Here is a 20,446-nt window from a genome sequence, read left to right on the forward strand (position 1 = left end):
ACAAGGAGCCATGTAATGACAATAGTTGCTCAATTTGAAATTACATACACACAATATCTTAATGAACAAGGTGAGTTAGTCAGTGAATTACCATCATTTGCTGATAATCAATCCACACTTAAAGAACTATATAAAATCATGGTTCTTACTCGTACTTTTGACAAAAAAGCGATTGCGTTGCAAAGAACTGGTAAAATGGGGACCTACGCACCAATTAATGGTCAGGAAGCAATTTCAACAGCCATTGGCCATGCAATGAAACCTGAGGATGTTTTTGTGCCCTATTATCGAGATTATGCGGCACAACTACAGCGTGGTGTTAAAATGTCCGAAATCCTCGCCTTTTGGGGTGGAGATGAAAGAGGAAGTCATTTTGTTAATAATGCCGAAGATCTTCCTATCTGTGTTCCTATTGCCTCTCAATGCTTGCATGCAGCAGGAGTAGCTTTTGCATTCAAATATAGAAATCAACCCAGGGTTGCTGTTGTTTGCTTAGGAGAAGGAGGAACGTCTGAAGGAGATTTTTATGAAGCCATGAACGTGGCTGGTACTTGGAACTTACCGGTTGTTTTTGTAGTAAACAATAATCAATGGGCGATTTCCGTTCCTCTCGACAAACAAACAGGCTCACAAACTATAGCGCAAAAAGCCATTGCTGCCGGTTTTTCTGGAATTCAAATAGATGGCAATGATATTTTTTCTACCAGACAAGTTATAGGTGATGCTATTGAAAAAGCACGTCGAGGAGATGGACCTACTTTAATCGAAGCACTCACATACCGTCTATGTGATCATACTACTGCTGATGATGCGACTCGATATCAACCATCTAAAGAGGTAGAAGAAGCAAAAACCAGGGAACCTATTACGCGATTTAAACATTTTTTAATGCAACAAAATATTTGGACATCTCAGGATGAAGAAAAATTGGTGATTGAGTGTAGTGAAAAGGTAGAAAAAGCGGTAGAAGAATATTTAAACACCAAACCTCAATCTGTTAACAGTATTTTTGATTACCATTATGCGGAATTACCAGAGTATTTAGTAGAACAACGTGCAATAGCCATGGAGGAGTATTCTCATGCCTGATATTACTTTAGTTGAAGCCGTTACTCAGGCCTTGGCGTATGAATTAGCCCATGATGAAAATGTCGTTGTTTTTGGAGAAGATGTTGGTAAAAATGGTGGCGTATTTAGAGCTACGGTAGGTTTGCAAGATAGATTTGGAGAAAATCGCGTTTTTGATACTCCTTTGGCAGAATCCATGATAGCTGGACTAGCTGTTGGAATGTCTATTCAAGGTTTAAAGCCTGTTGCGGAATTTCAATTTATGGGGTTTATTTACCCGGCCATGAATCAGATTATCTCCCATGCAGCCCGTATGCGTAATAGAACCAGAGGACGACTACATTGCCCATTGGTTTATCGTGCTCCATTTGGTGGTGGAATCAGAGCACCTGAGCATCACTCTGAAAGTACGGAAGCATTGTTTGCCCATATACCGGGTTTGCAAGTAGTCATTCCCTCTTCTCCGAAACGAGCTTATGGATTATTATTAGCTGCCATACGCAACCCCGATCCAGTTATTTTTCTTGAACCCAAACGAATTTATCGTTTAGTAAAACAACCTGTTCCTGATGATGGACAAGCATTGCCATTAGGCAAATGTTTTACCCTGCAACAGGGAGATGACCTGACACTAATCAGTTGGGGAGCCAGCATGCATGAAACCTTACAAGCAGCTAAACAATTGAGTGATGAAGGTATTTCCTGTGAAGTGATCGATATAGCAACAATTAAGCCTTTGGATATAGAGACTATTTTGGCCTCAGTCGAAAAAACAGGACGTTGCGTTATAGTTCACGAGGGAGCAAAAACTTGTGGAGTAGGTGCAGAAATCTCAGCTCAAATCATGGAACATTGTATGCCTGATTTACTGGCTCCCGTTCTAAGAGTCACAGGTTATGACACAGTCATGCCTTATTTCCAACTGGAAAAGCAATACATACCTAGTGTTACCCGTATTAAACACACTGTTATGAGTATAATGGAGTAATAATGAACATTTTTAATCTACCCGATTTAGGTGAAGGACTGCCTGATGCTGAAATTCATGAGTGGTTTGTTAAGGAAGGTGATGTCGTTAAAGTGGATCAACCTTTAGTTTCAATGGAAACAGCGAAAGCTATTGTTGATGTGCCCTGCCCTCAATCAGGTACCATTACAAAACTCTATGGTAAACCAGGTGATGTCATTAAAACCGGGCAACCGCTGGTAGCTTTTGCTTCATCAACTGAAAAAGCCTCAGATAAAGGCACTGTGGTAGGTAATCTGGAGGAAAGCACGGATGTTACTGAAGACATTTTTGTCATTGGGAATCAAAATTCCAGTCAACGTGTTAAAACGACACCTGCAGTAAGAGTATTGGCAAAAAAATTAGGTGTTGATTTAACATCTCTAAAAGGATCTGGCGAAAATGGATTTATTACACGTGAGGATGTTCAGGCTCAAGCAGATAAAAACTCACACCCCCCTGCTGGATTTGAACCTTTACGAGGTGTCAGACGTGCCATGCTTAGCAGCATGGTACAGTCTCATGCAGAAATAGTTCCTGTGAGTATTTTTGATGAAGCGGACATTAATAATTGGAAACCCGGTACAGACATTACTGTTCGATTAGTTCGCGCTATTATTCATGCATCCAAAAAAGAGCCTGCTCTTAATGCCTGGTTTGATTCCAAACATGCTGCACGCCAGTGTTTTAAGGAAGTACATCTTGGTATTGCGATGGATAACGAAGAAGGATTATTTGTCCCAGTTATTCATGACGCTGAAAAATACTCGGATAGCGAGTTAAGAAAAATAATAAATGAATTTAAAGAGTCTGTTCGTAATCGCGCAGTGAGTGCAGACAAATTAAAAGGAGCCACCATTACTTTGTCCAATTTTGGAAAATTTTCCGGGCGCTTTGCAAGTCCTATAATTGTACCTCCTATGGTTGCTATCTTAGCTGTTGGGCGGCTTTATAAAGCAGCTGTAGTGACTAATGAAGACAAAATTGAAGGGCATAGTCTGCTTCCTTTGTCTTTAAGCTTTGATCATAGAGCTATCACTGGAGGCGAAGCTACTCGCTTTTTAGGCGCTGTGATTGAATCTTTACAACAGGGATAATTTGAATCTGAGTTAAGCATGGCTTGACTCAGACTATTATGAGTTAGTTTTACTATGCATTTCAATTCTTTCTTGAGATTCACACCATAAGAAAGTACAGTAAGTAATAAATACCGTGGCAATGAAGAGAATGACCATGAGACTTTTCGTCATGTTTTTGCTTTTCTTTCTTAGTATTCCCCCTATTTTGGGGGATACTACTTTGCCGGCCATTTTTGATGTAAAAAATGCAAACAAACAATTTGATCACATCAATCTTCAACTGTCCGTTCAAAATCTCAATTTAAACAATCTGAATAAAGCAGTAGAAACGTTAAGCGAGCTATCAGCCCAATCCGATCAATGCATCTCAGATTTGCAAAAGAAATTAAACGGTGTGGATGTACTAATTAAGCAAGCGACTTCTACAGGGAATAATAAAGGAGCAGACCTTGTCTATTTAAATAATCAAAAGCAAGAATTAGCTGAACTGCAATCACAATGCAGATTGTTCTCAATTCGAGCTCAAGAAGCGATAGAAGCTTATAAAAGTGCTATTTTGCAGCTAAAACAAGAAAAAACTCTGGCTCGCATCTCACCATTTTGGCAATCAATAAATAAAATTCTTAATTCTCCTGATAACGTTAAATGGATAAATTACTCAAAAGAGAAATTTCTGCTTCAAGAACTACCCTTTTATATATGGATTTCTATTGTTGTTGCCAGCTTTTTAGTTTCCGTTTTCTTTCTCTCAAAATTACGGCAATCCAATATTATTCGTCGTTACTTAAGGTTTAAAAAACTTCGCTGGATCCATGTCACACTTCTAGCATTGTATATTATGACTGGTTCGTTATTGAGTTATCTATGGTTGTTTGGCAATGAAGAGCAACTTATTAACTCTCAATTTCTCCTAATGAAGCAGTTATTTTTGCTTCTCACAGGAATATTACTAATTATTTGCCTATTCAAAGTAAAAAAAATCAAAGCTTTTTTTGATTGGTATGCCATGGATAGTGAGTTTTTTAAAGTTCTAAGCATTGTTGTAATTGTCTTTTATTTTTTCGCAATCCTTGAACAAAAATTATCTGATATTTGGGGAGTGAATAATGTTGTTCTGGAATTAATTCAATCTGTTTTTCTTTTTATATTACTTGGCACTGCAGCTTATTTTACTCATTATTTCTGCCGATCACATCTTCATATCTCTTTCGTAAAGCGACACTATAATTTCATTCGATACTTTATTTTTGTACTGCTTTTAGGTTGTGCCATTCTTAACTTGAATGGTTTTTATACCTTGGCCATGCAACTCACACTATCCGGTATTTGCACTTTTTTCATCCTTTACATCACTATTTTAGTCGAACAGGGGATTACCAAATTTTATGCTTCATTGAGTTACACACAAGGAAAAATTAATGTCATTCGATTGTTTGGATATAAAAAAGATCAACTGCTTACGGAGTTTTATATTCTTAAAATAACATTGAAACTTATTATCATTCTTGTAGGTATCTATTTGATAGGAAAATGTTGGGGGTTTGCTACGGATTTTATAGACACTGTTTATGTCAAATTATTATACGGTTTTACCCTGGCAAATATTACAATCTATCCAACACGCGCTATCTTTGGAGTGATAGTGTTTTGTTTTCTTTATTTAGTTTTTCGCGCCATTTCAACAGCGGTCAGCGGTCACCAACAGTTCGAAAATGAAGAAGAAACTCAGGTTGCTATCGCCTCTATTCTAACCTATGTTGGATTTAGTATCGCCGTTATTGCTGGCTTGCTCGTAGCAGGGTTCAATTTTACTGGCCTTGCTATCATAGCAGGAGCTCTTTCTGTAGGAATAGGCTTAGGATTACAAAGCATTGTTAATAATTTTGTTTCTGGCCTCATTTTACTTATTGAGAAACCAATAAGACCTGGTGATCGAATTAGTATTGATGGTGTTGAAGGGTTTGTGAAAAAAATTAGAGTAAGATCAACACAAATTATTACTCCAATACACGAAGACATCATTATCCCCAACTCTGATTTGATTACACGTCGTGTTGTCAATTATATGCTTACTGATAGTTATTGGAGAGTGAATTGTGAAGTTGGTGTTGCTTACGGCAGTGATTTGAATCTAGTTAGGGAAATCCTCTTGGAAGTCGCTAATAAACACGATGATGTAGTAAAGAGTACTAGATACAAACCCGTAGTATTATTTACTACCTTTGCTGATAGTGCATTAATTTTTCAACTCTGGTGCATGATCAAAGATGTGAATAAAAAATGGGGTGTAAAAAGCGAATTAAATTTTGCTATTGAAGAAGCTTTCCGTAAGAATAATATTTCCATAGCGTTTCCCCAGCGCGATATTCATATTAAATTGGAAGACTTAGCACCACTTACCGACTCTGTTAAATAATTTTTTAATCCTATCTTGTCCTGCAGTGAATTAAGGTATGACCTGAGACTAAATTACTGCTAGGATCCCAATACATACAAATTCACTGGGTTAAGGGAATAACGTTAATGACTAAAACAACGATTCGCCGTTGGCTGCCATTGATTGCATTAATCGGATTATTAATGCTTTTCTTCAGTCTGCATCTGGATAGATACTTAAGTTTTAATACATTAAGAGAAAATCATGCCTTACTCATTTCATGGACTCAAACTCATTACCTCATGGCACCATTGATTTTTATTGTTTGTTACACAATTTCAGTTGCCATCTCTATACCAGGAGCAGTGTTCCTTACTTTGGCTGGCGGGTTCTTATTTGGAGTACTCTGGGGCGTCTTATTCGTGCTCACCAGTGCTACGCTTGGAGCAACCATACTCTTTTATGCAGTCCGCACCACAATAGGTGAATGGCTGGCAAAACAAGCATCGGGTTGGATAGAGCGTATGCGCCAAGGATTTCAGCACAATGCCTTTTCTTATTTGCTCACCTTGCGCTTGATTCCCTTGTTCCCGTTTTGGGTGGTTAACATTGTACCTGCTCTTTTGAATGTACAGGCAAAAACATTTATTACCGCGACATTTCTTGGCATCATTCCCGGCTCAACCGTTTATGTGATGGTTGGTAATGGCCTAGGTCAAATATTTGCAGCTAATCAGACACCTAATCTTGGAGTTATCTTTGAACCAAAAATATTAGGTCCCTTATTAGCATTGGCTGCTTTGTCTTTAATGCCTGCATTTTATCAATACTTAACTCGTAATCGTCGTAATCAACAAAGTGGTATAACTGGTATACATGTGGCAATAAAGTGTGATTTAGCTATTATTGGCGGTGGAGCTGCTGGCTTGAGTTTGGCTTCTGGATGTTCACAATTAGGACTGAAGGTTATTCTGGTCGAGTCAGGAAAAATGGGTGGCGATTGTTTGAATTATGGTTGTGTTCCATCCAAATCCTTATTGGCTGCAGCCAAAGCCTTTTATTATGCAAAGCATGCCACTCATTTTGGGTTACGCGCTAAAGAACTGGAAATTGATTTTCCACAAGTCATGCGGCATGTACATCAAGTCATAGAGAATATTTCTGAACATGATTCTGTGCAACGTTTTGAATCATTAGGTGTACAAGTTATTCAAGAAAAGGGTAAATTTTTAAATGTTGATACATTACAAGCTGGCGATGCTTTAATTCAGGCGAAGCGTTTTGTGATTGCAACCGGATCATTGCCATTTATCCCACCTATCCCTGGGTTAGATACAGTATCCTATTTTACCAATGAAACCATTTTTGATTTAAAAGAACAACCTAAACACTTGGTTGTTGTTGGTGGTGGCCCCATTGGTTGCGAACTTGCTCAAGCATTTGCTATGTTAGGTTCTAAAGTTACAATTTTGGAAGGGTTGAATATTCTTCCTAAAGATGATGCTGATTGTGTTGCTCACATTCGTACTCAACTGGAAGCAATGAGCATTCTCATTTATGAACAAATTAAAGTACAACAAATAGTCTCGCATCCTGATTCTGGCATCATCGTATCAATTGAACATCAAGGCGGACAATTGACGATTAATGCCAGTCACCTCCTCATTGCAACTGGACGACGAGCCAACGTTAATTCATTGGATTTGGAGAAAGCTGGTGTTCAATTTACGAACAAAGGCATAGAAGTTAACAAGCGCTTACAAACCACGAATAGAAAAATCTACGCGGTTGGTGATGTGGTTGGGTCTTATCAGTTTACTCATATGGCCGGATATCAAGCTGGTATTGTACTCCGTAATATTGTTTTTAAGTTACCCGCTAAAGTAGATTATAAAGCAGTTCCCTGGGTAACTTATACCGAGCCCGAATTAGCTCATGCTGGACTCTCTGTTATTGAGGCATTAAAGCGACCTGATATTCAAATTACCGAATGGCCTTTTGCTGACAATGATCGTGCTCAAACCGAAAGCACTTTAAATGGAAAAATTAAAATCATCACAGATAAAAAGGGAAGGATTTTAGGAGCTACCATTGTTGGTCCTCATGCAGGTGAACTCATTTTGCCATGGGTTATGGCTATTCGTGAACAAAAAACATTACGAAGCTTTACCGATGTGATTGCTCCCTACCCTACTTTAAGTGAAATCAGTAAACGTGTGGCTGGGGAATTTTATGCGCCGAAATTATTTTCAAATAAAACTCGCAAATTAGTACGATGGCTGCAAAAACTAGGCTAGCCATATGATAAAAGCTAAAAAGTTAAAAAATTCCATCCTTAACAAAGCAAATTAAACAGATTCTTATGAAAACACGATATAGACGAGATGAACAAACAATGCTTAACCTCATTATCGAAATAGCTAAAAGTGATGAGAGAATTAGAGCTGTGATTATGAATGGTTCGCGTGCGAGTCCTTGTGCAAAAAAAGATATTTTCCAAGACTATGATATTGTATACATAGTGACAGATGTGGAGCCATTTGTAGTGGACACCAATTGGATTAACCATTTTGGTGATATATTAATCATGCAAGCACCTGATAAGATGGATGAAAAATGGCCAAAATCAAAAGATAAGTATGTCTATTTAATGCAATTCAAGGATTGGAACAGGATTGATCTAACGTTATTACATATCAACCAGCTAAATACAATGTCAAAAGATAGTCAAAGTATTTTATTGCTTGATAAAGACAATTTTATTGAACCATTCCCACCACCTAGTGATAAAGATTATTTACCTAAGCCCCCCACAGAGAAGGAGTTTTTAGATTGTTGTAACGAATTTTTATGGGTAAGCACCTATGTTGCCAAGGGCATCTGGCGTAAAGAGTTAACTTATGCGAAATACGTTTCGGAACAAGTTGTAAAAGAAGAGTTAATCCAGATGTTAATATGGTATATAGGAATTAATACTAATTACCAAAGTATCATAGGTAATCATGGAAAATATATTGAAAACCATCTTGAACCTGGGATATGGCAGGAATTTTTAAAAACCTATGCTAATGCTGAATATAACAATATGTGGGACTCATTATTTAAAATGTGTGAATTATTTAATGAGTTAGCAATAAAAGTTTCGCTCCATTTTGGCTTCTCATTTAATCAAAAAGAATTTAATAATGTGGTGGCTTATTTACATGAAGTCAAACTTGATGCGGCGAAAACTTAAGTGATTTCATAGAGTTCTGGATTATTATTGTAAGAATATAAATCTATTTTCCTGGTTTTATTTAAACTAAGAAGTCATTTATAATGAGATTCTTCTATCAGCTGCTCAATTATCATTGTTATGAAACAAGACTTTTCTGCAAAAATAATTACACTTCGAGAAGTTTATGAAATAAGCTGTAAACTGGCAGGCCAAATTATGCAATCTGGCTATCAATTTGATACAGTCGTAGCTATTGCAAGAGGCGGTTTTCCTGCAGCACGCTTTATTTGTGATTTTTTAAATATTCGACAGTTAGGTTCGATGCAGATCAGTCATTATTATGGTGGAGCACAAAAGCATAAATCCACTGAAGTTATTTCCCCTGTTAATGTAAATATTGAGGGAAGACATGTATTAATTATTGATGATGTGAATGACACAGGTGAAACACTTAAAGTCGCTTCTGACTATATCCAATCATTAAATCCTGCTTTATTTAAAACAGCTGTTCTTCATGAAAAATCAACCACAGTATTCAAAGCTGATTTCGTAGGGAAGTATCAGAAAAAATGGAAATGGCTAATGTATCAATGGGCAGTGACTGAAGACATCTTAACTTTCCTTCAAAGGGACCAAATGCTAGAAAGTGACGAATCTGAAGCCCGGGAACATTTATGTAAAAAATATAACCTTAAGATAAGTAAGAAATTTTTCCAAAAAATACATAGTATGAAAGATAATTATTTCTAAACCAAAATTTTTTAGTCTTTACAGGATGAGGCTACCTAAACTCTCCTTAGGCAATATAACGCTATAATTAATAGTAATTTAATGCTCCTACTTATAGGATTATATTGTTCTATGCCTCCACCACAGGATCTGCAAATATTCTTATGTGGCGATGTTATGACTGGTAGAGGGATTGATCAGATTTTATCATGCCCCTCATTTCCTCGCCTCTATGAACCCTATATTAAAGACGCTAAGGATTACGTTGTAATCGCTGAAAGAACTAATGGAAAAATACCTCGTGGTGTCTATGGCGGCTATCTATGGGGAGATGGATTAATTGAATTAAAACAAAGAAATCTCTCTGCTCGAATTATTAATTTAGAGACCAGCATTACTAAAAGTAAAACACAAGACTTGCATAAGAGCATTCATTATAAAATGCATCCTGGTAATATCGATGCAATTACTTCCGCATCCATCAATGTCTGTTCGTTAGCGAATAATCATATATTGGATTGGGGTAAACAAGGTTTTTTGGAAACACTTCGGACTTTAAAAAAGGCAAACATTGAATATTCCGGGGCTGGCCATAACATTGATCAAGCACAAACTCCTGCTATTCTTCGCACGCCGAATGATAAAATAAGAATATTAATTTTTTCCATGGGGACCTATTCCAGTGGTATATCTCCACAATGGGGTGCCACTACAAAGCAACCCGGACTGTGGCTATTGCATGACTTGAATGGAAATACAATTCAACAAATAAAAGAAATAATTAACTATTATAGAAAGCCCCATGATTTAATTATTATCAGCATTCACTGGGGTGGTAACTGGGGATATGATATTCCACGCCAACATCAGAATTTTGCCCACGCTTTAATTGATGAGTTGAGTGTCAACATCATTCATGGTCACTCTTCACATCATCCAATTGGAATTGAAATATACAATCACTGCCCAATTTTGTATGGATGCGGTGATTTAATTAATGATTACGAGGGCATTGGTGGATATCAGCAATTTAAAGATGAGTTGACATTAATGTATTTTTTAACTTTTGATGCTCATTTATCTCTTAAAGTGCTTGAACTGGTTCCTTTTGTAAGAAAGAATTTCAGTTTACACTATGCTAATGACTCGGACTGTCAATGGATGCTGAAAGCAATGAAAAAAGCTTCATTGACTTTTAATACTCACTTTAAATTGGTAAACAGAACCATTTATTGTCTTATGCAATAAAATGGAATATTGGAAGAATGTTTGAAAATCGATTTTATCAAGTTAGATTTAGAGCAAAATTTCAACAACATGGGCAATCCATTTTTTGTTATCTGATCGGATAATTGTATTGGTACGGCCGTATAATTTTTTATTTAATTTACAATGCACCAAGGTTCTCAAAAATTTGTTGCAAGAGACTGTAAAATAAGTACGCTCTCCTGTAGAGGTTTTGAAATGATGGTTGGTCAATAATTTACCAAAAGGAATTTCGGTATGGAGGATGTCAGTAATTATTTTTTCTGGTAGCTCATTAAAATTAACAGTAATGAAAGCTAACTCAACAGGGATTGCTTCATTTTTCTTTTGAGCAAGTATAGGATTATTTCTGTTTTTATATCGATCAACATACATTATGATAACTCGTGAATAGGTGTTGCGATGTTGATTTTTTAAAGCATAAATTACCTTAATCATAGGCGTACGTTGATAGTATTTCTCCAGGCCGATAGTCATTAATGGTTGTGTCAATAAATAATCATAAGGCACGGACAAGTTATCCAGAGTAACTTTCTTCCCGTGGCTAACAATATCGGTGAAAAACGTTATCTGTTCAGCATGATTCAATTTCAGATCACTATAATTAACTGCATTAGCTGAATTTAAAAAACACAAGAGTAAACAAGAAAATAAAATGTGATTGAACTGACTTATTGGTTTAGGTTTGAACATCAACAGGCTATTATAAATAACATCAAACATATCGGGTTCCAGAATATTTTATAAAATCCAATGAACTAAATGAACTCTATTATCACCTATGTCGGATACTTAAAAACAAGCACAAAGGAAGATGAACAAATCTATACTTTATTCATTGTTATTTTTAAGTTAAATAATAATGCAGAAACACTCCAATACTATAAGCAAGTATTGCTGTAATAACACCTATTATTAGAGTTTCAGAACCAGAGTAGAACCAGGATTTAGTAGACCAATGGCTTTTAATTGAGCCAATGACAAAAAATGTAACCGCTGTAGAGAGACAAGACCAAAAGAATGGATTAGTAAAAACAAGCACGTAAGGAGTTAATGGAATAATTCCGAAAAGCAAAAATGCTGCGAAAGTAGATAATGCGGATTTAAAGGGAACACGAAGAGAAGCTGGCAATCCATATTCTTCCTGCAACATAGTATCTATCCACAGTGTTCTGTTGGCGGTAATGTCTTCAACAACTTGATTCAATGTTTCCCCATGTAATCCTTTTTTTAGAAAAATCTGTTTAATTTCATTTTTTTCTCCTTCGGGCATAAGATCTATATGCTTCTCCTCAATGGCTTTATATCGATTATATTGATCTACTTCTGATTTTGTTCCCAGGTAATTGCTTGCTGCCATTGAAAACCCATCTGCTAACAAATTAGCAAAACCTAAAATTAGAATAACCAGAGAAGACAGTTGTCCGCCCACAACACCAGAAACAATTGCAAAAGTAGTGACAACCCCGTCAATACCACCATATATCCAATCTCGTAAATAACTTTGTGAGGGAGTTTGAGCTAATCGTTCTAAAATTTCTTTTTGGGAGTGGCCATGCTCTAAGTGTTTCATAGTTATCGCCTGTTAGTGACATCGTTTTGTTTCTATTGCAGGTGAAGGATGATTTTGACCTGCCTCACCATTAATGCCGGTTTGACAAACAAAATAATAAAATTTAGTATAGCAAAGTTTATTAGATGGCGCGGGGTGTCGGAAATCCGGCTGAGAGTTACCCGTAGAACTTGATCTGAGTCATATCAGCGTAAGGACTGCCTTCAAAAAAACCTCGCCATTTTATGGTCAGGTTCCCTTTTGCCATCTCTCCATTATTCAAATAATAACACAAGGAGTTATGGCAATGTCATCATTAAAATCCAGAGTTACTTTACTACTTAACTGGTATGCAAACCCATACCATGCGCCTATTCTGGTTGCAAAGCAATTGGGATTTTATTTACAAGAAGACATTAAACTGGCTATTTTGGAACCAACGGATCCCAGCGATGTGACTGAAATAGTTGGGTTAGGGACAGTAGATTTTGGTGTAAAAGCAATGATTCATACAGTGGCTGCCAAAGCCAAAGGTTATCCTGTAACATCTATTGGCACACTTTTGGATGAACCACCTACAGGTTTAATCGCTTTAAAATCAAGTGGAATAAATTCATTCCATGACATTGTTGGCAAACGAGTTGGTTATATAGGTGAATTTGGTAAAAAAATTATCGATAACTTAGCAAGTCTTGCGGGTATTGATCCAACAAGCTATGAAACAGTGCGAATTGGCATGAATGTTACAGATGCTATTTATCGTGATGTCATCGATACAGGTATTGGCTTTATTAATTTTCAAAAGGTTGAATTAGAGCATCTTTGTGGAGAAACAGTATTCTTAAGAATCGATCAATTGGCGGGGTTGGGCTGTTGTTGTTTTTGTTCGGTTCAATTTATTGTCCCTGAATGTACATTGCAGCAACCTGAATTAGTGGAAGGGTTCCTCCGAGCCACACAACGAGGAGCAGCATTCACTACCGAGAAACCAGAAGAAGCCTATGAACTATTATGCCAGGCCAAACCACAATTGCGTACCCCACTATATCAAAAGATTTTTACAAGAACCCTGCCATTTTTCTCTCGATCATTACTAAATATTGATAGAGACTGGGCTAAGGTTGGTCGCTATACAAAGCATCTGGGAATTATTGATGAACACTTTGATATTTCTCAATGTTATACCAACAATTACTTACCTGATACGCCCTATTCTGATTTGAAGCCAATAGCTTGTTGTCTTGAAGACTAATTATGCAAGCAGGAATTGTAGGAGCTGGAATCATGGGACGTCTGTTAGCTTTGGCTTTACATAATGCCGGCTGGCAGGTGTCACTTTTCGATCAACAGACTGAAAATATGAATTGCAGCACTGCAGCTGCAGGACTATTATCACCATTTTGTGAATTAGATAAATCGGAACTGTTAATTTCTTGTTTAGGTCAGGAATCAATTAAAAACTATTGGTCACGTATCATTAATCAATTACCTGAAACAATTTATTTTCAACAATCAGGGACTCTAGTCCTCTATCATCCGAATGATCATACAGAATGGACTCATTTCAGTCGTCGTATTGTAAGCCAGCTAGGTCATGAATCCACCTTTCTTCAAAAATTATCACACGACACACTCATTGCTCTTGAACCTGAACTTACCAAATTTGAAACAGGATACTATTTTCAGGATGAAGCGCACATCGATTGCCAGGCATTAATGACTGCTCTAAATAAATACCTGAAGGCTGTTTGCTTACTATACATGACAAACACACCTGTGCTCGCTCTTAAGCCGCATGTCATTGGCACTAAAGAAAGACAGTACTATTTTGATGTCGTTTTTGATTGTCGTGGGTTAGGTGCTCAATCAGTATTCCCTGATTTACGTGCCTTAAGAGGAGAACTAATTTGGGTGCATGCCCCCGAGGTTAAGTTGCAACGTCCTATACGCCTGTTACATCCACGCTATAGTCTGTATCTGGTTCCTAGACCAGGAAATATTTATCTCATAGGTGCTAGTGAAATTGAAGCAAAAGACTTTAGCCCTATTTCAGTTCGAACTACGTTGGAGTTACTCACAGCCGTTTATTATTTACATGGAGGCTTTGGTGAAGCGCGAATACTAAAAACAGTCACCCATTGTCGACCAACGCTGGCCAATCATTTACCACGTATTCAATTCTCTAAGGGATTTGTAGCGGTCAATGGGCTTTATCGTCATGGTTATTTAATTGCCCCAGCTTTGGCAGAAGAGATATTACGAGGCGTAACATCCAATTTTCAGTATCTGAACTATCCTGACCTTTGGGAGAATTATTATGGTTAGTATTTGTTTGAACGATAAGGTCTATGACATTGAGATACCATTGTCATTAAGTGAATTTTTACAGCAACATAATTACACAGGACAACACTTCGCCGTTGCTCTAAATAACCGTCTTGTGTTACGTGGAACTTACGAAACAATATTTTTACAAGCAAACGATTGTGTAGATATCCTTCTACCTATGCAAGGAGGTTAACGATGTGGCGATTGGCAGATAGAGAATTAAACAGTCGTTTGTTATTAGGAACTGCGTGCTATCCTACGCTTGAGCACATGGAGAATGCCATTCGTAACTCTGGCTCTGAGGTTATTACAATATCAATAAAACGCCAGACTTCTATTGGACTGTGTGGTGACTTCTTTTGGCAAACAGTGAGTAACCTGGGCTGCCATCTTTTGCCAAATACTGCAGGTTGTCGCAGTGCTGAAGCAGCCATCAATACTGCAGAGATTGCAAGGGAATTATTTGATACTTCATGGATAAAATTAGAAGTAATTGGTGATGATTATAATTTGCAACCTGATCCTTTTGAATTGGTCAAAGCAGCTAATACATTGGTTAAGCAAGGCTTTGAGGTTTTTCCTTATTGTACAGATGATTTGGTTTTATGCCAAAAACTAGTAGATGTTGGATGCAAAATTCTTATGCCTTGGGCTTCCCCTATAGGTTCAGGCAAAGGATTAGTTAATCCCTATGCTTTGGAAGCATTGCGTCATCGCTTTACAGATATCGTACTAATAGTTGATGCTGGTATTGGTAAACCATCACATGCAGTGCAAGTTATGGAATTAGGGTTCGATGGTGTGCTACTCAATACAGCGGTTGCCCTTTCTAACCATCCTCCAACTATGGCCACTGCATTTCGTCATGCCGTTATCTCAGGTCATTGTGCATTCATAGGGGGCATGATGTCTGAACGAAATATGGCCCATCCAAGTACCCCATTAATAGATACTCCTTTTTGGCATCAGGAAAATAAAATATGAAAATGCCAGTTGTTTGGACTATTGCAGGTGTTGATCCAGTAGGGCTATCTGGTATTCATGTTGATGTCGAAACGCTAAAAAATCTGGGGGTTGAGGTTTGCACTATAATTACTGCGATAACAGCACAAAACGCTAACTCAGTTTTAGCTATAGAAGCAATTTCCAGTGAGCATCTTACTGCGCAGTATGATGCTTTAAAACTAAATTTTAAACCCAACGCCATTAAAATTGGTATGCTGAGCTCAACATTAGCTACTGAGAACTTAGTTAATTTTTTAAAGGATTACACGGGATTTGTAGTTCTTGATCCTTTAGTATCTTCTTCTTCAGGTACTGAATTGTTTTTTTCAGATTTAAAGCAACACAGAGCAAATTTAGTTAAATTATTTCCACATATTGACATTATTACTCCTAATTTGGCAGAAGCAGAGATTATTTTAAATAGGACTGTAGAGTCTTATCAGGATATCGAAATTGCTGCCCATGACCTTTTATCAATGGGAGTCAAACAAGTCTTACTTAAAGGAGGCCATGTAAAGGATAATCTATTTAGTCAGGATTATTGGACTGATGGAAAAGACTCTTTCTGGATTGCGAACCAACGTTTCCCTGAAATAAATTATCGTGGCACAGGTTGTGTATTGTCTTCAGCACTAGCGGCTTGTCTTGCGCTAGGCTACCCTATAAAAGATGCAATTGTTATTTCAAAAATGTATGTGAGTAGAGGCATACGTCAATCAAAGAAGATTGACCAACAAACAGCTAAGTTGTTTCATGGTGGCTGGCCTGAAGAGGAGGTAGATCTTCCCTATCTATCCCCTACCCCTTTAATAAAATTAAGTCAGCCATTTGAACGATGCTATACTGGCTTTTACCCAATAGTTGATAGCAGTCATTGGTTAAAAATTCTATTGCCATTAGGTGTTAAATGCATTCAATTAAGAATAAAAAATGCCTCCAAATCATGGTTGGAAGAAGAAATTAAACACAGTGTCCTTTTAGCCAATCAATTCGGTGCCACATTATTTGTGAATGATTACTGGGAACTGGCTATTAATCTCGGCGCTAAAGGAGTTCATCTTGGTCAAGAAGATCTTGTGGAAGCTGATATAGACAGAATTAAGCAATCAGGGATGCATTTAGGTGTGAGCACCCATTGTTATTATGAAGTTGCCCGAGCCCATACTCTTAATCCTTCTTATATTGCTTGTGGCCCTATATATGAGACAACCAGCAAAGCAATGTCCTTTAAACCTCAGGGTGTTGACCAGCTTGAACGATGGCGGAAAACACTGAGTTACCCCTTGGTCGCTATTGGTGGCATTTCTCTCAAACATCTTCCCAATGTCCTAAAGACAAATGTTGATGGTGTGTCAGTAATATCAGCGGTTACAAAAGCAAATGCTCCTTTAACCGCCGCTGAACAATTTTTAATCCAAATTAGTAAGTCAAACCATGAATAAATCAAATTTATCAATGCGTGAACAAATTCAATACTCCCAACAAATTAAATTAGATGAAATTGGGTTAGCAGGTCAGGAAAAACTTAAAAACGCCCGAGTATTATGTATAGGTCTTGGAGGTTTAGGCTCGCCCTTATTACTTTACCTGGCAGCAGCAGGTGTGGGTACTCTAGGTATTGTGGATGATGATATTATCGAGTTAAGCAATTTACCAAGACAGATTCTTTATTATCAATCACATGTTAACCAAAAAAAGGCTATTGCAGCAAAGGAACAACTTCAGAAAATCAATCCCTTTATTCAAATAATTTCATCTACTGATCGATTAACGGAGGACAATGCAGCTGAGTTAATTAGTCAGTACGATATCATAGCCGATGGAACGGATAATTTTTATACCCGATATTTGATTCATAGTATTTGCTTTAAGTTAGAAAAACCGTATGTTTATGCCAGTGCTGCCCAACTCCAAGGGTATTGCTCAATTTTTCATGGTAAACAATCACCTTGTTTTCATTGTCTATTCCCCGTTTCATCAAGCAGAATTAATGTATCAAACTGTGAAATCAGTGGAGTAGTAGGTCCTTTACCTGGGATACTAGGTATTATCCAGGCAACTGAAATAATAAAATGGATATTACAAATAGGTAATCCATTAAAAAATCGACTACTTATTGTTGACTTGTTAAAAATGACATTTAAAGAAATTCTCCTTTCAAAAAATCCTGATTGTGAATTTTGTGTTCATAATCAATCAATTAAAGAATTAATTTGTCCTGCAAATTGTCAACTTCCAATTGATTCAAACAACCTATCAATCACTAAGGAAGAACTCCATCAATTGTTTCTGAAAAATAAAGATATTACCCTAATAGACGTTCGCACAGTAAAAGAACATGAAACACAAAATATAGGGGGAACTGTGCTTCCGTTAGAAGAATTATCCCATCGCTTAAAGGAATTAAACCCAGACCATCTTATCATTTTATACTGTCAATCTGGTAAAAGAAGCCAAATTGCTTTGAATATACTGCTTAAAGCTGGATTTACTTCTGTTAAATATGTGGCCAATGGATTGAGTGGAGTGTCCACCGTTTACACCAATCTTTATACGTGCGCTCCCTAATAATCACGGCTCGTAATCGTTCACAGCTGGTTATTCTACGTGCCAACTATCCGCTTCCTTACGGTCGCGGCTCGGATTATAATGACGCAGAACTGAGCCGCGACCGCAATGGAGCGGATATATAATGATAAAGAATGAGCTCTTAAAGCTGTGCTTTAACTAAATTTATTACGATCTTCAGCAATACGATTAAGCAAATAGGCTAATCGACACCCAGCCAAAAGTATTTGCTTTTCTGTAATATTTTGAGCATTTAACTGGTATCGTTTAGCAGGCACTTTATATGGTGAAATAGCATATACTTGCTTTAATGCCAATTGATGTGATGCGTTAACCCACTGCCGAGGATTTTTTTCCTTTATAGCTAATTGACAAGACCATTTCTTTTCTAGTTGTTTCGCTTTATTTTTAATCTGAAATAACCTGCCTTGGCCTATCAGCACGCCACCTCCATTATCCCAATACTTATGTAAATTGTTTCCAATTGGATTTTCACCCAACTGAAACAAATTTCCACCTAAATCTCCATTCGGTAATTTTTTACTTACTTTGGTGACAGTATGTAGAGGTTGATGAATATCTCCAACCAAATGCGTTAATATGCGCAAGCTCAATTCCTTATCAACTAAATTGGATTTGTTGGAGGATAATACAGTAATCGCCTGTTTAATTCCCCAGAGAGCGTTGATTTCTGGAGAGTATGGGAGTGGTGTTTCATCTTTTGAGAATGGAATATCTATATAATGTAATGCATCAAACCAATGAACATCATTGGCTCTTATGGAGTCTAACCAAGAGGCTGATTTTACGAAATTGGCATTAGGTGATACTCTGGCTTTTGAATGAGAATACAAATCACACATTTGTTTGGCTTCAGGTGTCAAATTATCGTATGCGATCTGGGCGACCAATTGGTGCCCTATCGCATTCCAAGTGTAACCTGAATTGAATATACATAAAAAAAACAATATTAATATATTTCTTACCATGATTAACTCAAATAAGGAGACCAGGCAGGCTCTTGAACATCACCTTCACGAGCCGGAAGTCTCATTCTAATTCTACCATCTATAGATACTATGCCTAAAACTCCTCTGTCCTGATGGCGAGTTGCATATAGTACTAAACGACTATTTGGTGAAACCGAAGGAGATTCATCCAGACCTGAAAAAGTTAAATTAGAAATTGGGCCGCCATTGGCATTCTGTAAGCCTATGTTAAATTGCCTGTCTTCTCTGTGCAGCATGACAATGTGTTTCATATCAGGAGTATAGGATGCACGTGCATTATAGTTACCTTCGAAAGTTACTCTACTTACCTGACCATCTGTTAATGATAATCGATAGACTTGAGGAGCGCCTCCTCTGCCTGAGGTAAATAATAAACTACGTCCATCGGGTGCAAAGCGTGGCTCTGTATCGATAGAATTACCAAAAGTCAGTTGTTTCATAACGCCAGAACCCAAATCAACATCGTAAATTTTGGGAGTTCCACTTTTAGACAAAACAACAGCCAAATGACGTCCATCAGGAGACCATGCGGGTGCTCCATTAATTCCTGGAAAACTGGTAATTAAATGACGTTGTCCCGTTTCAACTGAAACAGTAAAAATTTGAGCTCGTTTTTTTTCAAAAGATACGTATGAGATAGCTTTGCCATTCGGTGCCCAGGAAGGTGACATAATAGGTTCTGTTGAAACGAGCAAGCTTTGAGGGTTATGCCCATCGGCATCAGCAACTTCTAGTGAATAACGTGCCCTTGGCCCATTTCTTTGGACTGAAATATAGGCTATTCGTGTAGAAAATATCCCTCTCTCTCCAGTTAGCTTTTGATATACCTCATCGCTGATATGATGTGCAAGGGCTCTAACTTGATTGGCATTGATTTGAAAGGTTTTTGTCAACAAAATGTTTCCTTTAGCCACTGCATCAGCCAAGGTAAAACTCACTTCAATTCGATTACCCGATTGATTAACCCTTCCTGTTACTACACTATCAGCGCCTAGCTGACGTAGGGTATTCACTGAGGACTGAGAATTTGGTCCCTGAGGGCCGGAAATAATTTTAAACTGTCCGGATATATTTAAATCATTTTCTATAACATTTGCTATTTCCTGTGCTGCTGCATCGGTACCAAAGGAGTTGATAGCGATTGGCAGAGCTGAGTTAATCCCCTGAGTTAATTCCAAGTCAAGAGCAATCACTTGACTAGTAAATAACAGCAAGAAAAGTGAAATAATTCGATTCAACAC

Annotated in this window: 18 protein-coding genes and 1 riboswitch; of the genes, 14 read left to right on the forward strand and 4 right to left on the reverse strand. The window is 37.4% G+C overall.

The window, feature by feature from the left end; genetic code table 11:
* The first annotated feature begins 15 nt into the window (after window positions 1-15).
* The 8 genes from pdhA (at window position 16) to ACZ5EK_RS08210 (ending at window position 10,724) form a co-directional block, all read left to right on the forward strand.
* Window positions 16-1,089, forward strand: a complete 1,074-nt coding sequence (pdhA, locus tag ACZ5EK_RS08175) for a pyruvate dehydrogenase (acetyl-transferring) E1 component subunit alpha (protein WP_464428927.1) — start codon at window positions 16-18, stop codon at window positions 1,087-1,089.
* A complete protein-coding gene (locus ACZ5EK_RS08180; RefSeq protein WP_464428930.1) occupies window positions 1,082-2,056 on the forward strand; it encodes an alpha-ketoacid dehydrogenase subunit beta in 975 nt (324 codons plus the stop codon). The genes pdhA and ACZ5EK_RS08180 overlap by 8 nt, the downstream gene beginning before the upstream one ends.
* 2 nt (window positions 2,057-2,058) lie before the next feature.
* Complete coding sequence (locus tag ACZ5EK_RS08185; protein ID WP_464428932.1) at window positions 2,059-3,171, forward strand: dihydrolipoamide acetyltransferase family protein; 1,113 nt, start codon at window positions 2,059-2,061, stop codon at window positions 3,169-3,171.
* A 130-nt stretch (window positions 3,172-3,301) separates the two neighbouring features.
* Entirely contained in the window at window positions 3,302-5,569 is a 2,268-nt protein-coding gene (locus ACZ5EK_RS08190; RefSeq protein ID WP_464428933.1) for a mechanosensitive ion channel family protein, read from the forward strand.
* A gap of 107 nt (window positions 5,570-5,676) precedes the next feature.
* Window positions 5,677-7,827, forward strand: coding sequence for an FAD-dependent oxidoreductase (locus ACZ5EK_RS08195; protein WP_464428936.1), 2,151 nt, complete (start codon window positions 5,677-5,679; stop codon window positions 7,825-7,827).
* A 65-nt stretch (window positions 7,828-7,892) separates the two neighbouring features.
* A complete protein-coding gene (locus ACZ5EK_RS08200) occupies window positions 7,893-8,765 on the forward strand; it encodes an aminoglycoside 6-adenylyltransferase (RefSeq protein WP_464428938.1) in 873 nt (290 codons plus the stop codon).
* Between the two features lie 120 nt (window positions 8,766-8,885).
* A complete protein-coding gene (locus ACZ5EK_RS08205; protein WP_464428940.1) occupies window positions 8,886-9,497 on the forward strand; it encodes a phosphoribosyltransferase in 612 nt (203 codons plus the stop codon).
* A 111-nt stretch (window positions 9,498-9,608) separates the two neighbouring features.
* On the forward strand, window positions 9,609-10,724 hold the full coding sequence (locus ACZ5EK_RS08210) for a CapA family protein (protein ID WP_464428943.1): 1,116 nt from the start codon (window positions 9,609-9,611) through the stop codon (window positions 10,722-10,724).
* A gap of 48 nt (window positions 10,725-10,772) precedes the next feature.
* On the opposite strand, the gene ACZ5EK_RS08215 is transcribed toward ACZ5EK_RS08210, so the two are convergent.
* Together ACZ5EK_RS08215 and ACZ5EK_RS08220 are read right to left on the reverse strand one after the other, a co-directional pair.
* Window positions 10,773-11,465: a hypothetical protein gene (locus ACZ5EK_RS08215; RefSeq protein WP_464428946.1), complete on the reverse strand. Its 693-nt coding sequence runs from the start codon at window positions 11,463-11,465 to the stop codon at window positions 10,773-10,775.
* Window positions 11,466-11,589: 124 nt separating this feature from the next.
* The gene (locus ACZ5EK_RS08220) at window positions 11,590-12,315 is read right to left on the reverse strand and encodes a VIT1/CCC1 transporter family protein (RefSeq protein WP_464428948.1); all 726 of its coding nucleotides are present in this window, start codon (window positions 12,313-12,315) and stop codon (window positions 11,590-11,592) included.
* Window positions 12,316-12,436: 121 nt separating this feature from the next.
* Window positions 12,437-12,530: riboswitch (TPP riboswitch) on the forward strand.
* A 71-nt stretch (window positions 12,531-12,601) separates the two neighbouring features.
* Here ACZ5EK_RS08220 and ACZ5EK_RS08225 point away from each other — a divergent pair.
* The 6 genes from ACZ5EK_RS08225 to ACZ5EK_RS08250 are packed head-to-tail and all read left to right on the forward strand — an operon-like array spanning window position 12,602 to window position 18,195.
* The gene (locus ACZ5EK_RS08225) at window positions 12,602-13,546 is read left to right on the forward strand and encodes an ABC transporter substrate-binding protein (protein ID WP_464428950.1); all 945 of its coding nucleotides are present in this window, start codon (window positions 12,602-12,604) and stop codon (window positions 13,544-13,546) included.
* A gap of 2 nt (window positions 13,547-13,548) precedes the next feature.
* On the forward strand, window positions 13,549-14,619 hold the full coding sequence (locus ACZ5EK_RS08230; protein ID WP_464428953.1) for an FAD-dependent oxidoreductase: 1,071 nt from the start codon (window positions 13,549-13,551) through the stop codon (window positions 14,617-14,619).
* Window positions 14,612-14,815: a sulfur carrier protein ThiS gene (gene thiS, locus ACZ5EK_RS08235; protein WP_464428956.1), complete on the forward strand. Its 204-nt coding sequence runs from the start codon at window positions 14,612-14,614 to the stop codon at window positions 14,813-14,815. The genes ACZ5EK_RS08230 and thiS overlap by 8 nt, the downstream gene beginning before the upstream one ends.
* A 2-nt stretch (window positions 14,816-14,817) precedes the next feature.
* A complete protein-coding gene (locus ACZ5EK_RS08240; protein ID WP_464428957.1) occupies window positions 14,818-15,606 on the forward strand; it encodes a thiazole synthase in 789 nt (262 codons plus the stop codon).
* Window positions 15,603-17,069 carry a thiamine phosphate synthase gene (thiE, locus tag ACZ5EK_RS08245; protein ID WP_464428960.1) on the forward strand — a complete coding sequence of 489 codons (1,467 nt, stop codon included), beginning with the start codon at window positions 15,603-15,605 and terminating at the stop codon, window positions 17,067-17,069. The genes ACZ5EK_RS08240 and thiE overlap by 4 nt, the downstream gene beginning before the upstream one ends.
* Window positions 17,062-18,195 carry a ThiF family adenylyltransferase gene (locus tag ACZ5EK_RS08250; RefSeq protein ID WP_464428962.1) on the forward strand — a complete coding sequence of 378 codons (1,134 nt, stop codon included), beginning with the start codon at window positions 17,062-17,064 and terminating at the stop codon, window positions 18,193-18,195. Before thiE ends, ACZ5EK_RS08250 begins: the two co-directional genes overlap by 8 nt.
* A 155-nt stretch (window positions 18,196-18,350) precedes the next feature.
* Here the strand turns inward: ACZ5EK_RS08250 and ACZ5EK_RS08255 are convergent, their stop codons facing one another.
* Both ACZ5EK_RS08255 and tolB read right to left on the reverse strand, forming a co-directional pair.
* Complete coding sequence (locus ACZ5EK_RS08255) at window positions 18,351-19,184, reverse strand: S1/P1 nuclease (RefSeq protein WP_464428965.1); 834 nt, start codon at window positions 19,182-19,184, stop codon at window positions 18,351-18,353.
* 2 nt (window positions 19,185-19,186) lie between these two features.
* Complete coding sequence (gene tolB, locus ACZ5EK_RS08260) at window positions 19,187-20,446, reverse strand: Tol-Pal system beta propeller repeat protein TolB (protein ID WP_464428967.1); 1,260 nt, start codon at window positions 20,444-20,446, stop codon at window positions 19,187-19,189.

It is taken from the genome of Legionella sp. JM-2024, assembly GCF_055389095.1.

Excerpts from the sequence above, each read along its gene's own strand:
- pdhA (WP_464428927.1), top strand. The coding sequence starts at position 16 with ATGACAATAGTTGCTCAATTTGAAATTACATACACACAATATCTTAAT.
- ACZ5EK_RS08180 (WP_464428930.1), top strand. The coding sequence starts at position 1,082 with ATGCCTGATATTACTTTAGTTGAAGCCGTTACTCAGGCCTTGGCGTAT.
- ACZ5EK_RS08185 (WP_464428932.1), top strand. The coding sequence starts at position 2,059 with ATGAACATTTTTAATCTACCCGATTTAGGTGAAGGACTGCCTGATGCT.
- ACZ5EK_RS08190 (WP_464428933.1), top strand. The coding sequence starts at position 3,302 with ATGACCATGAGACTTTTCGTCATGTTTTTGCTTTTCTTTCTTAGTATT.
- ACZ5EK_RS08195 (WP_464428936.1), top strand. The coding sequence starts at position 5,677 with ATGACTAAAACAACGATTCGCCGTTGGCTGCCATTGATTGCATTAATC.
- ACZ5EK_RS08200 (WP_464428938.1), top strand. The coding sequence starts at position 7,893 with ATGAAAACACGATATAGACGAGATGAACAAACAATGCTTAACCTCATT.
- ACZ5EK_RS08205 (WP_464428940.1), top strand. The coding sequence starts at position 8,886 with ATGAAACAAGACTTTTCTGCAAAAATAATTACACTTCGAGAAGTTTAT.
- ACZ5EK_RS08210 (WP_464428943.1), top strand. The coding sequence starts at position 9,609 with ATGCCTCCACCACAGGATCTGCAAATATTCTTATGTGGCGATGTTATG.
- ACZ5EK_RS08215 (WP_464428946.1), bottom strand. The coding sequence starts at position 11,465 with ATGTTTGATGTTATTTATAATAGCCTGTTGATGTTCAAACCTAAACCA.
- ACZ5EK_RS08220 (WP_464428948.1), bottom strand. The coding sequence starts at position 12,315 with ATGAAACACTTAGAGCATGGCCACTCCCAAAAAGAAATTTTAGAACGA.
- ACZ5EK_RS08225 (WP_464428950.1), top strand. The coding sequence starts at position 12,602 with ATGTCATCATTAAAATCCAGAGTTACTTTACTACTTAACTGGTATGCA.
- ACZ5EK_RS08230 (WP_464428953.1), top strand. The coding sequence starts at position 13,549 with ATGCAAGCAGGAATTGTAGGAGCTGGAATCATGGGACGTCTGTTAGCT.
- thiS (WP_464428956.1), top strand. The coding sequence starts at position 14,612 with ATGGTTAGTATTTGTTTGAACGATAAGGTCTATGACATTGAGATACCA.
- ACZ5EK_RS08240 (WP_464428957.1), top strand. The coding sequence starts at position 14,818 with ATGTGGCGATTGGCAGATAGAGAATTAAACAGTCGTTTGTTATTAGGA.
- thiE (WP_464428960.1), top strand. The coding sequence starts at position 15,603 with ATGAAAATGCCAGTTGTTTGGACTATTGCAGGTGTTGATCCAGTAGGG.
- ACZ5EK_RS08250 (WP_464428962.1), top strand. The coding sequence starts at position 17,062 with ATGAATAAATCAAATTTATCAATGCGTGAACAAATTCAATACTCCCAA.
- ACZ5EK_RS08255 (WP_464428965.1), bottom strand. The coding sequence starts at position 19,184 with ATGGTAAGAAATATATTAATATTGTTTTTTTTATGTATATTCAATTCA.